This is a genomic window from Metabacillus sp. B2-18 (assembly GCF_021117275.1).
Classification (GTDB): Bacteria; Bacillota; Bacilli; order Bacillales; family Bacillaceae; genus Metabacillus.
This window is the reverse complement of record NZ_CP088245.1, coordinates 2,364,345-2,377,381: the sequence shown is the minus strand read 5'-3', so window position 1 is coordinate 2,377,381 and position 13,037 is coordinate 2,364,345. Positions and strand designations below refer to the sequence as shown.

The 13,037-nt window shown below is 32.8% G+C and carries 18 protein-coding genes; 11 read left to right on the top strand and 7 right to left on the bottom strand.

Going from position 1 to position 13,037, the window contains the following annotated elements; all coding sequences use genetic code 11:
• Nucleotides 1-239 precede the first annotated feature (239 nt).
• From LPC09_RS12005 to LPC09_RS11995, 3 genes are all read left to right on the top strand, one after another.
• Nucleotides 240-635 (top strand): hypothetical protein, encoded by a 396-nt coding sequence (locus LPC09_RS12005; RefSeq protein WP_098797544.1) that lies wholly within the window; start codon nucleotides 240-242, stop codon nucleotides 633-635.
• A 105-nt stretch (nucleotides 636-740) separates the two neighbouring features.
• Nucleotides 741-1,676: an AraC family transcriptional regulator gene (locus LPC09_RS12000; RefSeq protein ID WP_098797545.1), complete on the top strand. Its 936-nt coding sequence runs from the start codon at nucleotides 741-743 to the stop codon at nucleotides 1,674-1,676.
• Nucleotides 1,677-1,791: 115 nt separating this feature from the next.
• Nucleotides 1,792-2,445 (top strand): hypothetical protein, encoded by a 654-nt coding sequence (locus LPC09_RS11995; protein ID WP_231309575.1) that lies wholly within the window; start codon nucleotides 1,792-1,794, stop codon nucleotides 2,443-2,445.
• Between the two features lie 218 nt (nucleotides 2,446-2,663).
• Here the strand turns inward: LPC09_RS11995 and LPC09_RS11990 are convergent, their stop codons facing one another.
• On the bottom strand, nucleotides 2,664-3,491 hold the full coding sequence (locus LPC09_RS11990; protein ID WP_231309574.1) for an STAS domain-containing protein: 828 nt from the start codon (nucleotides 3,489-3,491) through the stop codon (nucleotides 2,664-2,666).
• A 175-nt stretch (nucleotides 3,492-3,666) separates the two neighbouring features.
• Nucleotides 3,667-4,308, bottom strand: a complete 642-nt coding sequence (locus LPC09_RS11985; RefSeq protein ID WP_098797547.1) for a pentapeptide repeat-containing protein — start codon at nucleotides 4,306-4,308, stop codon at nucleotides 3,667-3,669.
• Nucleotides 4,309-4,535: 227 nt separating this feature from the next.
• Here LPC09_RS11985 and LPC09_RS11980 point away from each other — a divergent pair, with 227 nt between their 5' ends.
• The gene (locus tag LPC09_RS11980) at nucleotides 4,536-5,306 is read left to right on the top strand and encodes a hypothetical protein (protein WP_098797548.1); all 771 of its coding nucleotides are present in this window, start codon (nucleotides 4,536-4,538) and stop codon (nucleotides 5,304-5,306) included.
• Between the two features lie 62 nt (nucleotides 5,307-5,368).
• On the opposite strand, the gene LPC09_RS11975 is transcribed toward LPC09_RS11980, so the two are convergent.
• Together LPC09_RS11975 and LPC09_RS11970 are read right to left on the bottom strand one after the other, a co-directional pair.
• Nucleotides 5,369-5,545, bottom strand: coding sequence for a hypothetical protein (locus LPC09_RS11975; RefSeq protein ID WP_176551094.1), 177 nt, complete (start codon nucleotides 5,543-5,545; stop codon nucleotides 5,369-5,371).
• Between the two features lie 166 nt (nucleotides 5,546-5,711).
• The gene (locus tag LPC09_RS11970; RefSeq protein ID WP_098797549.1) at nucleotides 5,712-5,822 is read right to left on the bottom strand and encodes a YjcZ family sporulation protein; all 111 of its coding nucleotides are present in this window, start codon (nucleotides 5,820-5,822) and stop codon (nucleotides 5,712-5,714) included.
• Between the two features lie 238 nt (nucleotides 5,823-6,060).
• On the opposite strand from LPC09_RS11970, the gene LPC09_RS11965 reads away from it, so the two are divergent.
• The 6 genes from LPC09_RS11965 (at nucleotide 6,061) to modA (ending at nucleotide 10,109) form a co-directional block, all read left to right on the top strand.
• Nucleotides 6,061-6,432 (top strand): hypothetical protein, encoded by a 372-nt coding sequence (locus LPC09_RS11965; RefSeq protein ID WP_098797550.1) that lies wholly within the window; start codon nucleotides 6,061-6,063, stop codon nucleotides 6,430-6,432.
• The gene (locus LPC09_RS11960; protein ID WP_098797551.1) at nucleotides 6,419-6,943 is read left to right on the top strand and encodes an RNA polymerase sigma factor; all 525 of its coding nucleotides are present in this window, start codon (nucleotides 6,419-6,421) and stop codon (nucleotides 6,941-6,943) included. The genes LPC09_RS11965 and LPC09_RS11960 overlap by 14 nt, the downstream gene beginning before the upstream one ends.
• The gene (locus tag LPC09_RS11955; protein WP_098797552.1) at nucleotides 6,940-7,176 is read left to right on the top strand and encodes a hypothetical protein; all 237 of its coding nucleotides are present in this window, start codon (nucleotides 6,940-6,942) and stop codon (nucleotides 7,174-7,176) included. Before LPC09_RS11960 ends, LPC09_RS11955 begins: the two co-directional genes overlap by 4 nt.
• Before the next feature lie 102 nt (nucleotides 7,177-7,278).
• Nucleotides 7,279-8,496 (top strand): TolB family protein, encoded by a 1,218-nt coding sequence (locus LPC09_RS11950; protein ID WP_231309573.1) that lies wholly within the window; start codon nucleotides 7,279-7,281, stop codon nucleotides 8,494-8,496.
• 134 nt (nucleotides 8,497-8,630) lie between these two features.
• Entirely contained in the window at nucleotides 8,631-9,221 is a 591-nt protein-coding gene (locus tag LPC09_RS11945; protein ID WP_231309572.1) for a CBO0543 family protein, read from the top strand.
• A 108-nt stretch (nucleotides 9,222-9,329) separates the two neighbouring features.
• The gene (gene modA, locus LPC09_RS11940) at nucleotides 9,330-10,109 is read left to right on the top strand and encodes a molybdate ABC transporter substrate-binding protein (RefSeq protein WP_231309571.1); all 780 of its coding nucleotides are present in this window, start codon (nucleotides 9,330-9,332) and stop codon (nucleotides 10,107-10,109) included.
• Nucleotides 10,110-10,149: 40 nt separating this feature from the next.
• Here modA and LPC09_RS11935 read toward each other — a convergent pair whose 3' ends face one another.
• Entirely contained in the window at nucleotides 10,150-10,917 is a 768-nt protein-coding gene (locus tag LPC09_RS11935; RefSeq protein WP_098797555.1) for a class I SAM-dependent methyltransferase, read from the bottom strand.
• A gap of 139 nt (nucleotides 10,918-11,056) precedes the next feature.
• On the opposite strand from LPC09_RS11935, the gene LPC09_RS11930 reads away from it, so the two are divergent.
• On the top strand, nucleotides 11,057-11,929 hold the full coding sequence (locus LPC09_RS11930; RefSeq protein WP_231309570.1) for a LysR family transcriptional regulator: 873 nt from the start codon (nucleotides 11,057-11,059) through the stop codon (nucleotides 11,927-11,929).
• A gap of 33 nt (nucleotides 11,930-11,962) precedes the next feature.
• Here LPC09_RS11930 and LPC09_RS11925 read toward each other — a convergent pair whose 3' ends face one another.
• Both LPC09_RS11925 and LPC09_RS11920 read right to left on the bottom strand, forming a co-directional pair.
• On the bottom strand, nucleotides 11,963-12,409 hold the full coding sequence (locus LPC09_RS11925; protein WP_098797557.1) for a MarR family winged helix-turn-helix transcriptional regulator: 447 nt from the start codon (nucleotides 12,407-12,409) through the stop codon (nucleotides 11,963-11,965).
• Between the two features lie 21 nt (nucleotides 12,410-12,430).
• Nucleotides 12,431-12,907: a glutathione peroxidase gene (locus tag LPC09_RS11920; protein ID WP_098797558.1), complete on the bottom strand. Its 477-nt coding sequence runs from the start codon at nucleotides 12,905-12,907 to the stop codon at nucleotides 12,431-12,433.
• Nucleotides 12,908-13,037: the final 130 nt, after the last annotated feature.

Below are 13,037 nucleotides of genomic sequence, written 5' to 3'. Positions count from 1 at the left end.
TTATGGTAGATTATAAAGAAACGAGCTTGGAATAAAGTGTATATAAGGTTGTAATTTGCAAGATGGAATGAATACTTGCTTTCTTCAATAGACTTTATTAGGAAGGAAGCGTGTACGTGTGTCGAAGGCCCCTCAACATCAGAACAACTATTCGGATTAAGGGGAAATGAGATTATTTTATCTTGTTCATTTTCTAAGCAACTAAAATCGTCCAATACATGAAAAAGTGAGGCTGATTTATGGTAGGTAAACTTAGAAAGATGAAACTGAAAACAGCTCTATATATGGGGATTTGTTTTTACTCTTTATCAATGTTAATCCATGTTCTTATTATTAGCAGTATTATCCCTTATACATGGGTCAATGGTGGACGTTCGGACTCATTTGCAGCTCAGTTTTCAATATCTATTATGAATATGTTCATTTGTATAATTGGATTAGTCTTTACGATAAAGATCGGTGGAAACAAACTTTATAAATATAATAAAGTAATGACTGTTATAAGTTGTTTTTTTGTTATATTATGGTCTTTTGGTTTTTTACAACAATTAGTAAGAACAACTTTTGAAAAAACGGTTTGTTCGTTACTATTACTCCTGGGAGTCGTATCACACCTACGGATGAGTATTGAATAAAAATACGTATCACATAATTGCCTAATCCTATCACAAGCACTTACGCAATACGAGTTGCCTGTATTATAATGAGCCTATTAGGTCAAAAACTATGAGGTGAAACTTATGATTGAACAATTACATCATCAACAGCAAGAGCTCGCTAGCCTGATAAAAAGGTATTCAGAACAAAATAGTCATCATGAAACTGAAATCTCTTCTTTATTTTTTTACAATGAATCTCAAACCACTGAACCGCGATATCGAGTTTTTAAGCCCTCTTTTTGTGTGATCGTTCAAGGGGAAAAGGAATACATGCTTGCACAAGAAAAATTTAGATATCGTCCTGGTGATTATTTTGTTGCATCCGTCGATCTACCAATTACAGGACAAGTAATAAAAGCAAATCCTAACAAACCATATTTGTCTCTTAAACTTGAATTTGATCCTGGTGATATAGTAGAGCTTTTAAGTGATGCTGACATTAAAGCAAACCCGAGAAAAAATGCGAAACGTGCTGTATTTGTTGATAAATTGGAAACCTCAATGTTTGATGCGGTAGTTAGGCTAGCACGATTACTAGAAAATCCGAAAGATATCCCTGTTCTAGCACCATTATTTAAAAAGGAAATTCTCTATAAACTGTTACAAGGTCCACATGGGGATGCTATTAAACAACTGACTATAAAAGGGAATCACGCCTATCATATTCGCGACATTATCGAACATATTATTACGCACTATGACAAGCCATTTAAAATTGAGGAACTGGCGGAAAGAGCAAATCTAAGTGTTGCTTCGATTCATAGGCACTTCAAAGAGATGACAACAATGAGCCCAATTCAGTTTCAAAAGCAAATAAGACTTCAGGAAGCTAGGAGATTGTTAATGACTGAATTAACAGATGCTGCTGATGTAGCATTTCGGGTAGGTTATGAAAGTCCGTCACAATTCAGTCGTGAATATTCTCGAATGTTTGGTTCCCCACCTACAATTGATCGAAAACAAATGAAAGAGAAGTTGGCTGAAACAAATAAAGTGGAGAAGCAGTCTTATTCATAAAGTTGATTGTCTTTAAATAAAGTAGTAATTTTAACTTAAGAATATGGAGTAAAAGAAACGATGAGAAAAACCGATAAAAATAAATGTAATGAATACTTATTTAGAGAGGGTTAAGATGGTAAGAAGCAAACTAGCACTCATTGTTTCAGCTGTAATTTTATGTATATGTATGAGTTTCTATTTCCCGTTTCCTAATAACAAAACACTAGACGCACGAGCTACATTCATGATGCTTCCAATTCGAAATCAAGACGGATACATTGTACTCGGTATTATTGGTTCAGTATTGTTTGTGATTGCTTTAATTTTACTCGTAATTGGCTTAAAGAAATATCATCTCAGAACGATGGTATTCGTTGTATTGATTTATTCATTTTTACCAACACTTTTGATAACAATGTATCAAGAAACCTTTGCTAAGGGGATAACAGCTATTTCTTATGATGGAAATGGAATCTGTCATTTTGATAGTGTGAGTGAAGATTTATTAAATGGGGAATGCTCTCTTGTTTTACATAATCGTAGCAGTGAATCTGTTTCATTTGAATTAGAATTTTTAGATTCATTTTCCCCTGAAGAAGAAGTCCGAATGGAATCGCTCATGAATTTAAATGGTCCCCTTAAGTTTACAATACAAGGAAATAGTAAAGAAACGATTGAAGTAAAACAGTTACTTAATCTAACAGATGTACCTAACCATATTAGCTCAGGAACTTCAATGAATATTCATATAAAGTTAAGGGAGGGAAAGACTACTCGCATTTTGTAGTAAATCTCTCTATTTTTTATTGAAGGAAACGTTACTATTGTTTATATACAGTAATTTTATAAGGGTGATTGATAAATAAAATTTCAATCCAAAGATAGTCAATTATCTTATGAAACATACGAAGAAGGTATTTAAAGACTGCATTGATTCTAGTTTAATTTAACAAAAAATTTAAAGAAAATAAAAAGACCCTGTATAATAGGGTCTTTCTTGACTTATTATTTAAGTAAATAATCGTTTAAAGCTTGTTGTAATGTACCTAATGTATCTGTCTTTTTGTTAAATGAGATGCCAAGATGTATCATTTTCCGTACTACCTCTGCTCTTAATCCGGTAATTACTGATTTACATCCCATCATTTCGGCTCCATCGATTATCTTTAACAAGTGGTCGATCACCTCAATTTCCATATCAGCGATTCCTGATAGGTCAATAATCAAAGTCTGAATACGTGATTCTCCAATTTCAGTTAGTACTTTTTCCTCTAAAATAACTGTTCGGAATTCATCGATTGTGCCAATAAGTGGCAAAATACAAACAGAAGAATTTATTGGTATTATTGGAACAGATAGATTTTCAACCATTTCTCTTTGTGCATTAATCAATGAATCTTTGTATGTAGAATAACTAATAAAGAAGGCATTTAAAAAATTATCTATGTGGTTATTTATTTCTTTTTCAAGAGTGAAAAATTCATTAACATTCAGCTGTTCTTTCGTTAATTTATTAAACTCATTAATAAGATACCAAACTGTCCTACGAATAGCCTGCACCCACTCTAATTTAAAGGATAAGTCAATGGAATGAGTTGCCCAAGCAATTCCTTCTTGCTTCGCAAACTGTTGAAGTTCTTCTTCTTTGCCATCAATTATATAAATAACAAGCTTTTTAGCATTGTTTACCAGGTCAATATTCCCTATTTGTAAGATTTCTTGAATTTTATCTTTAACATTAACAGCCTCAGAAAGAAGTAACTCTTCAAAATTATTTAAATTATTCTCAAAAAGATCTCTTAATTCATATGAATCTAGGTAGTTAAATTTCATTGAAAGTTCCTCCATATTTGTATGTTGTTGACACTTTATTCCTTTATATATTTTAAAATATTACTCTAAAAAAATGAAGGGCAAAGTCTTGGGTTAATTGTCCTAAATTAAATTTGCAAAGAAAAACAAAGCCACATAAAAGAATGGCTTTGCTGATAACTATTATTCAATTAAATTAGTCAACAATAACTAATCCTAATATCGCTGCAAACTGAACAGCCTGGTAGGAAGAAACTTTGCACCCCTGTAGATCTGATAATGACACAGTTAGCGTTTCAAAGGAAGACGTGCTAATATCTATACCTTTAAGAGATGTACTTTCAAAGCTTGCACCATTAATGTTACAATCTGTAAAATCTACCTTCTTAAATTTGCATTCATAAAAATCAGAGCTTTCTAATGATGTATCTTGAAAAATCACCTTTTCTAATTTAGAATTTCCAAAACCTGATAAATTAAGTAAAGTATGATGAAAGTGAACATTACCAAAGCTAGACTCTGTTAGATCCACACCCAGAAGTTTACAATTTATAAATTCAGCTCTATGTATAGAAGAAGAATTCATTTTTGCGTTGGAAAAGTCACAGTTTTCAAAAGTAACATCTGTGATATCAATATTTGAAAAGTCTGTAGAATTAAATTTACAATTTTTAAAGAGCATCTTATATAAACGCACTTTAGGAAGTACTTCGTTTTCAAATAATGCATCATTGATTTGACACATTTCTAATTCTAAATCTTCTTCATAGAAAATATCAGTAAAATGTTTCAATGGTAAATCATGCTGATTTTGTATTTTAGGTGATTCAATTTTCATTTATAAAATTCCCTTTCTGAACTTTGATTTATTCCCCTATTTAACTTTAAAATAAAGAATATAAGTTTTTAAGTCTTTATTTTTTCAAGAAAATGTGGACAAAGACTGATAGTAAGTTTGTTAAACTGATTCTTTTGTCAATTATTTCACACAAACACTTACCTATTATTACCATTTATCTTAATATAGGGGAAAGAGTATTTGTTCATAAATGAAGGGGGGATGAAATGAAAAAATTAGCAGCTGTCTTATTAGTTCTACTGATTAGTGCTTGTAGTATAAATGAGCCATCATCAAGTAACACGCAGGTGCTCACACATGAATTTGAAGAGAATGGAATTGCTTTAGAAGCTACTATTGAGGTGGATAAAGAGATAAAACTAAACGCGTCAATCACTAATACGAGTAAAGAATCAATTATTTATAATGGTCGATGTGGTATTCCTTTTATGATCTTTATAAAAAAAGAAGATGCACATCTATATCTTGTGAGAAGTAATGGAGACGAAGTGAATTGTGAAAGTGTTTTTGACCCTAAAGATTTAAAGAAGATGGAGCCTAATGAAACCTTTGAGAAACAAGTAACCTTTAAGCGTGAAGTAAACTTTACAAATCAAAGTACGGTTCAAGCACTAAATGGTATGTATGAGGTGTCTTTTTCTTTCCAAAAACATGAAAATGAACCGTTTGTATCCTTAATTCCTTTAGAGCTGAACAATGATCAAGAACCTGAAATATTCACTGTTGAGCAAGCGAAAGAGAGAGCAAAGGAAAAGGAAGAAGTGAAGAAGTGGTTTGAAGAACATCAAGGTGAAGGGATGTCTATAGAATCAGAGGACAGCATTTTAAACGATGGAATGTGGACAGTTATTTTTCGTGCTGTTCACAAGGATGGAGCAGATCGGATTATAATTAACTTAGATGCAAAGTCTGGTGAATTTGGGGAAGTTCACTATGAAAATATAGGGTTAGAGACATTGAAATTGTTAAATGAATAGGATAACGTTTTTCACACTGTCAGGCATGAGCTAAGTTCAACTAATGCCTGACTTTTTGTGTTTTATTCTTTTTCATTTTCCTTAGAATCTAATTGGTAATGTTCGTTAAGATATGGATTTTCAGTTGTTGCAAAGTTTACAGACAGAAGACTCATTTCTGGATCCATCCCGTAATAGCCTTTTAACTTATCGGGCGCAAGCTCACCGCTCCTAAATTGTGGTTCTTTATGATCTTTCATACCAATTCCCCTTTCACCGTTATCTTTTTATATGATCGAGGTAATTATTCGGATGAACGGATAAATAAAGTTGAAGTAGGTGTTCATCCATAACTAAATATTCATTCTGTCTGACAACATAAAAAAGGCAGACTATTTAAATAGCCTGCCTTCAATCACCTATTTATTAGTAACCACCATAGCCTCCACCAACGTAAGAAGCACCAATGATGATTAAAAGGATAAATAGGACAACGATTAGTGCAAAACCTGCACCGTAACCATATCCGCCACTCATATCTTACACCTCCTTTACATGAGGTTGATGTATAGTATGATTTAATTTTGGCTTTGATTGGACGGCTGTATTAGTCCTAAAAGCATTAGGTTCACTAATGCAAATATTCAAGCTGCAAATTATTACTTGATGTACAATTACTTTTAGAAAATATTTTTACTTATTACAAAATTAAATGAACCTTTTCATCTATTTACTTGTATAAGTTAGTAAAAGAATGAAAAGGAGAGGGGAACACATGGCGTTAGGTTGGCTTATTGGTACTATTATTGCTGTTTTACTCGGTACGACATTTGCTATGTTAATCGCAACGATGAATAAAAAAGTAGTTAGAAAATCAAAAGGTGATATTGATTTTAGTAAGTCAGACATCTATTTCCACTGGACGAGATGGGATTATACGATTATTTTAGCAGCTGCTTACACATTTTTGTGTATTACAGGGCTTTTTGTTTTTTTACTTCGTGGCGATAACATTGATAGTCCGTGGATCCAGTTTTTTGTGCATCAAACATTTGTATTTTCTTTACTTACATTTATTTGGTTTATCACAAGAATCGCTTTTGTTTTTAAAGGGATAAAAGAACGGTGGTCACATGAGTTTAAATAAAGAATTCTTAATTGATGATGACGGTAAGCGAGATAAACATTCGATCGAAGAAATATTTGTTAGCTACAAAGCTTCAATCTATCAATTTGTTTATCGATATTGTCAAGATGAACAACTTAGCGTTGATATTGTGCAAGATACGTTTATAAGGTTTCATAAGTATCAGGGAAATTTTGATGAAAGTAAATCTAGTTTAAAAACCTTTTTATTTCGTATGGCTTATCAGATTATGATTAATCGTTTGAAACGTCGGAGTCGCTTTAAAAAGCTTTTGCCTTTTTTATATCAACAAAACGAACAACAAGAATTATCTGTAGAAGATAAACTAACAATTCAATCAGCCATACAACAGCTCCCCGATGACCAACGTGCCGTTATCCTTTTAACTTACTATCATGATCAAACACAGAAGGAAATTGCTAATATTCTTGAGATTCCAATAGGTACTGTGAAATCAAGACTTCATGCTTCATTGAAAAAATTAAAGGTTTTATTGGAGGTAAAAGAATGAGTAGAAACGAGATTCCAAAGGAGCTTCAAAACCATTTGGAGGAATTTCAAGTTGACGTACCGGATATCCCGCTTACAAAAAGTAAGGTAGACCGCATAGCAAACTGGATTTATGCACCTGTAAAAAGCCCGATAGATCTACTTAATATTAAAGGAAATTCGATCACACGACTTGTAATGTATCCGTTTATTTTGCTATTGATTGTGTTCATAACACCTATTTTCTTTATTTAAAACTATGATCAAATAGGCAGTAAGGAATGGTTCCTTACTGTTTTTTATTATGCGAATTCTCAAACTTGATTAGGACAACCTATTAAAAAGGAGGGAGTCATCATGGGTTTTCGTATTTTATTTTTTCTTATTTTACACTGTATTCTTTTTTCAAGCATTGCAAGTGCTGAAGCCCCACTAAAAGCAGCATTTGTTAGGGACCATCAACTGTGGATTAAGAATGGTAGCCAAGAAATCCAACTTACAAATAGCGGCTGCGTAAGTTCGCCACAATGGTCATATGATGGACAGTTTATAGCATATACCAAGAGCAATAAGCTGGGTGAGTCATCAAATTTGTTCATCTATGATATAAAAAAGAAAGAAAATTACAAGCCTTACATAGTTGTCGAAACATCTGATTTTAAATGGTCACCGATTAAAAATCAATTAGCCTATACATCAGGTGGCGTGTTAAATGTAACGAAAATGAAGGAGGGTCGTCCGCAAGGCTTTGAAAATGTTGCAGTAGGAGTTAACGGTTTTGACTGGTTTCCAAATGGAAAAGAATTTATCGTTTCCTCACAGGCCAACTTACTTCCTACAGGATGGGGACCTGTACAGCTTTTTAGAATGCCTATAGATGCAAATCTGAACTCAAATAAAATAAAATCATTTTATACAATTAATACAACAATCCCTGATTTATTTGCCATTTATGCTGATTATTTTAAGTGGAGTTATAACGGAAAATGGGTTAGCTTCATAGGAGTTCCAACTGCATCATGGTCTATGGACAGTAACACTTTATGTGTACTTTCCGAGCAAGGAGAACAATTCCAACATGTTGGGAAAATGCTAGGGTATTCAGATTGGGTAAAGTGGGCACCATCATCTGAACAGTTAGCTTATATTTCTGGAGAAGGAAGATTTTTTGTTGAAAACAAAAATCTCAAGATAAAAGAAATGCCTACCACGACAAAGCAAAGAGAATATACACCTAAAGGTTATGTCGATCTCGATTTAGAATGGTACTCTCCTGAAAGAATGATTGTCGCTCGTGCCAAAGAAAATAAAGAGTGGGAAGAAGGACCAGTTCCTACAATGTATACAGCCCTTTATCTTATTTCTCTAAAATCAAGCGAGCAAATTCAAATAACTAATCCTAAAAGTAATGAGATTGATATTGACCCTCAAACGGTTTCTACCTATATCACTTGGGTTCGTAAAAAATCAACCGAGGACTCTCGTGGCGATGTTTGGATTAAAAAAGGGGTAGATGGAGAAGAAAATATATGGTTAAAAAATGTTGATTCTGCACCTGTTTTCTTTAAGGAATAAGATATTGCTCTTTATTACCGTAGGTAGGGAGTGATATAAAAAAAGTAGTCATGAAAAGTTTTTTTTCCACTCTTGAATTTATTTCCTATTCTTTACAAAAAATAGAATTAATGACGATGAGTGGAGTGTTACTATTGAAAATTAATATGGAACAACAACAAATGGAAACTTATGAAAAAATTAATTCAATGATGAAAGATGTTACAGATTTAAGGGTTGAATATTGGCACCAATACTCAAACTTTCAATCTTGGCAATTTTGGTTTATATTCGTCCTAATGTTTTTGACTCCATTATTAGTGTTATATTTCACTATTGATCGAAAAAAAATATTTCTCTTAGGATTTTATGGCTTTAATATCAACACATGGTTCGGACTAATAGATACGTGGGGAAACAAACAAGGATTATGGGGATATCCATATGAACTAACACCATATATACCTGGAAATTTGTCTTTAGATACAGCATTAATTCCGGTTCTGTTTATTCTAGTTTACCAATGGACATTAAATCATAATAAAAACTTCTATTTATATTCTATTGTTTTATCACTATTTTTATCGTTTATATTAAAGCCGACTTTAGTCATGCACAATTTTTTTCTTCTTCATAAGTGGGCGAATTATTTTTACCTTTTCATATTTTATTGCATTATTTTTCTTTTCTCTAAACTACTTACAAACATATTTTTGAAGATGTCAAAAAACTCATCGTTTTTATAATCACAATAGATTGAAAATTTTATATAAATTTTGTCGTTTTTCATTACTTAATCAATACAATTAGTTAAAATAGACTGTATGATGAAAGATACCAAGGAGAGAGTAAACTTGAAAAAGCTATTTATATTATTTGTTTTTCTATTCTGCTTAGCTGGCTGTAGCTCATCAGGACAGGAAACGGAAGGAAATTCACAGGAAGTTGTAGAGATCACCGTTTCCGCTGCTGCTAGTTTAACAGATGCACTGAATGAAATAAAAACTCAGTTTGAAAACGAGCATCAAAACATCAAAGTCACGTTTAATTTCGGAAGCTCAGGAACTTTACAACAACAGATTTTGCAAGGTGCACCAGCAGACATATTTTTCTCAGCAGCAGAGGATAAGTTTGATGAATTGATAAAAAAAGGGTTCATTGATGAAGGTAATGCGGTTGATTTAGTTGGGAATAAAATTGTTTTAGTAACCCCTAAAGACAGCCAAAAAGGAATTGAGTCCTTTAGTAATTTAAAAGAAAAAGCGGACAAAATTTCAATAGGCATCCCAGAAACGGTCCCGGCAGGAAAGTACGCAAAGGAAATGCTTGAAGCAATAGGGGAATGGGACAGTGTTGAGAATAAAATTGTGTACTCTAAAGATGTAAGACAAGTGTTAACTTATGTAGAAACGGGAAATGTCGATGCAGGTATCGTCTATAATACAGATGCTCTTATTTCCTCCAAAGTCAATGTTATTGCAACAGCAGAAGCGGGGACACACACACCAATTATTTATCCAATAGGAGTTATTAATGAAAGTAAAAATGTAGAAGAAGCAAAGGTCTTCTTTACCTATATGAAATCTGAAAATGCTTTAGCAATTCTAGAGAAATATGGTTTTTCAAATCTATAAATCTATAAGAAAAGAAGAGAACCAAGTACTCTTCTTTTTCTTATTCCTTGATCCCTACGACGCGAATTCTTTTATAATCTGCCACCCAACGACCATCTTGAAAGAGAAGTTCTCTTACATTATTTTCTACAAGATTCATTATTTGATTCTTTTCACTTTCCTCAACATCAATAAACATATCCCCAGCAAACATCGTAATCCAGTTCTTTAAGCCGCTTTCTCCATCTAAAGGAGTTGGTCGATCAAAATGACATGCAAATGCTACACGAAACCCAACTCTTTCCATTAACGAAGTGTATTCACCTATACTCGGAAAATACCAGGGGAATTTCTCCTTATATTCAATATTTGCAAGTTGAAATTGATTGATCATTTCATTCGTAATTACCTGTACATTCCCTTGTCCTCCAAACTCTGCAACAAATCTACCTCCGGACTTTAAGCTATTAAATATACAGTAAAGTGCTTGCTCTGGTTCTTTTATCCAGTGCAGAGTTGCGTTAGAAAAAACAGCATCAAATGTTTCGTTATCATCCAATTCCAATACATCTTTGGAGAAAAATCGTATATGTGGGTATTTAAGACATGCTTGGTTGATCATATTTTCAGACTTATCAATCCCAGTCACATCTACCTCATATTGAACTAAATGATTTGCTAAATCACCTGTTCCGCATCCTACATCAAGTATCCTTTCTCCTTTTTTGGGTGATAACATGTTTATTAAATCTTGGCCAAAGTCTGATACAAAAGAATGGTTTCCATCATATAACCTCGCATCCCACATATCCTTTACAACTTGCTTCATGATAAAATCCTCCTTTTTCATAACAACCTTTTAATCTAGAAAACTATGAGTTGTAATTGAATTATAGTGGATAAAGGGTATAATTAAAATTAACAAAAATGGAAAATTTTAATAACAGTTCGTTATAAGGGTGATCACGATGGATATAAAATGGTTAAAAACATTTATTGTCTGTGCGAAGCTTGAAAATTTTAGACAAGCATCAGAAGAACTATTCCTAACTCAACCAGCAATCACCAAGCATATAAAACGACTTGAAGAGCATTTAAATATAGAACTGTTTGAAAGAAGGGGAAAAGCAGTTTACCTAACTTCTGCCGGTCATAAATTTCTTCCTTATGCGAAGGATTTTTTAGCCAATTATGAAGAAGGAATGAACCGTTTTGAAACATGGAAGCAGGGCTATAATCGAAAGTTAACTATCGCCACTGCACCGCAAATTGCCTCATCATTTTTACCGAGGTTATTGAAAGAATTTATCCATACAAATCCTGATATTGAAGTCATAGTAGATGTTGTAAACTCTTACGATGTAGGGGAAGCGATAAGTAGTGGAAAAGCCGACTTAGGATTGACTAGAATTTATCCAGTACAAACAAATGTTAAAAATGAAAAGATTCACGAAGAGCCGGTTATTTTGGTTGGTCCAAATGAATGGGAAGACAGCTTAAAGCATGAAAAACATGCATTATCACATTACAGACTCATTACACATAATCACCCAGATTATTGGGACTCCTTGTTGAATGATGTGAAAAGACATTATCCAATCATTCAAACAATGGTTGTGAATCAAGTTGAAGTAACAAAAAAATTCATAGAAAATACATTAGGAGTTTCGTATTTACCATATTCTATGGTGAAAGATGATATAAAAAAGAACATCCTCTCAGAAATCGTTTCTGATAAAATTTCACCACCTATTTCAGTAACATATTTAGTAACAAAAGTAGAAACAAACGAAGTGAGAAGTTTTCATGAGTTTATAAAAAATTATCTATTTGAGCCCTGAGGTTCAGAGGGGATTCTTATAACAAAAGCCGAGCTAAGGCCGGCTTTTGTTATGTTTATATAATTTTGTTTGTAAAAGCTTTAAGTTTTTCATCAATTGCTCATATTCTTCCAACTCAATATTGCATAAAACCATTTCATTTGTTATTTTTTCAGAAATGGCTTCTTTTTCTTCTATTGCTTTAGCTTGAAGATAAATACTAACTTTTCTTTCATCTATAGAAGAGCGCTCTTTTTTGACCCAGCCATTTTCTTCAAGTCTTTTTAGCATTGGTGTTAAAGTGCCAGTACCAAGGTTTACCTTCTCTCCCAGCTCTTTTCCCGTAAGTCCATCTTTCTCCCATAATGCCAATAAAACTAAATATTGAGGATAAGTGATTCCAAATTCTTTAAGTGCTTTTGAGTATAATTTCGTAAACAGACTACCTGTTTCATAAATAGCAAAACAAAGCTGGTTTTCTAAGGTTAAAAAATCATTCAACTAACTCATCCTTCATAAAACTTATAGTAGGTGGGCGATATCCTTTTCTATTTTAGCTGGATCGGTTGTTGGTGCATAGCGTTTAACGACATTTCCATCCTTATCAACAAGAAATTTTGTGAAATTCCATTTGATTTCTTTAGATAGGACACCTTTCTTTTGTTCTTTTAAAAATGAAAAAAGGGGGTGGGCTTGATCACCATTTACATCAATCTTTGCAAACATCGGAAATGAAACACCATAATTTAACTGACAAAACTGAGTTGTTTCCTCAATATTTTCATACTCCTGGTCATTAAATTGACCACATGGAAATCCTAAAATCTCCAAGCCCTTGCTGTTATATTTTTCATAAAGCTCTTGTAACCCACTAAATTGATTAGTTAATCCGCATTTACTAGCAGTATTCACAATAAGTAAAGTTTTTCCTTCATACTCTCTTAAAGACTTTGTGTCACCATTTGGCTTTTTCACTGTGAAATCAAATACTGTATTCATATTGATTCCTCCTTCAACATATAAATCGTGTACGATTAAATCGTACCAGATATAGTTTTTTAATTCAATTATATTGTTTTGATTTTACGAAATGGCATGCTTTTTATCCGTTAGCGTTAGTTGTGTTTTG

What these genes read in the sequence shown, in the direction of transcription:
- LPC09_RS12005 (WP_098797544.1), top strand. Translation starts at nt 240, where the DNA reads ATGGTAGGTAAACTTAGAAAGATGAAACTGAAAACAGCTCTATATATG.
- LPC09_RS12000 (WP_098797545.1), top strand. Translation starts at nt 741, where the DNA reads ATGATTGAACAATTACATCATCAACAGCAAGAGCTCGCTAGCCTGATA.
- LPC09_RS11995 (WP_231309575.1), top strand. Translation starts at nt 1,792, where the DNA reads ATGGTAAGAAGCAAACTAGCACTCATTGTTTCAGCTGTAATTTTATGT.
- LPC09_RS11990 (WP_231309574.1), bottom strand. Translation starts at nt 3,491, where the DNA reads ATGAAATTTAACTACCTAGATTCATATGAATTAAGAGATCTTTTTGAG.
- LPC09_RS11985 (WP_098797547.1), bottom strand. Translation starts at nt 4,308, where the DNA reads ATGAAAATTGAATCACCTAAAATACAAAATCAGCATGATTTACCATTG.
- LPC09_RS11980 (WP_098797548.1), top strand. Translation starts at nt 4,536, where the DNA reads ATGAAAAAATTAGCAGCTGTCTTATTAGTTCTACTGATTAGTGCTTGT.
- LPC09_RS11975 (WP_176551094.1), bottom strand. Translation starts at nt 5,545, where the DNA reads ATGAAAGATCATAAAGAACCACAATTTAGGAGCGGTGAGCTTGCGCCC.
- LPC09_RS11970 (WP_098797549.1), bottom strand. Translation starts at nt 5,822, where the DNA reads ATGAGTGGCGGATATGGTTACGGTGCAGGTTTTGCACTAATCGTTGTC.
- LPC09_RS11965 (WP_098797550.1), top strand. Translation starts at nt 6,061, where the DNA reads ATGGCGTTAGGTTGGCTTATTGGTACTATTATTGCTGTTTTACTCGGT.
- LPC09_RS11960 (WP_098797551.1), top strand. Translation starts at nt 6,419, where the DNA reads ATGAGTTTAAATAAAGAATTCTTAATTGATGATGACGGTAAGCGAGAT.
- LPC09_RS11955 (WP_098797552.1), top strand. Translation starts at nt 6,940, where the DNA reads ATGAGTAGAAACGAGATTCCAAAGGAGCTTCAAAACCATTTGGAGGAA.
- LPC09_RS11950 (WP_231309573.1), top strand. Translation starts at nt 7,279, where the DNA reads ATGGGTTTTCGTATTTTATTTTTTCTTATTTTACACTGTATTCTTTTT.
- LPC09_RS11935 (WP_098797555.1), bottom strand. Translation starts at nt 10,917, where the DNA reads ATGAAGCAAGTTGTAAAGGATATGTGGGATGCGAGGTTATATGATGGA.
- LPC09_RS11930 (WP_231309570.1), top strand. Translation starts at nt 11,057, where the DNA reads ATGGATATAAAATGGTTAAAAACATTTATTGTCTGTGCGAAGCTTGAA.
- LPC09_RS11920 (WP_098797558.1), bottom strand. Translation starts at nt 12,907, where the DNA reads ATGAATACAGTATTTGATTTCACAGTGAAAAAGCCAAATGGTGACACA.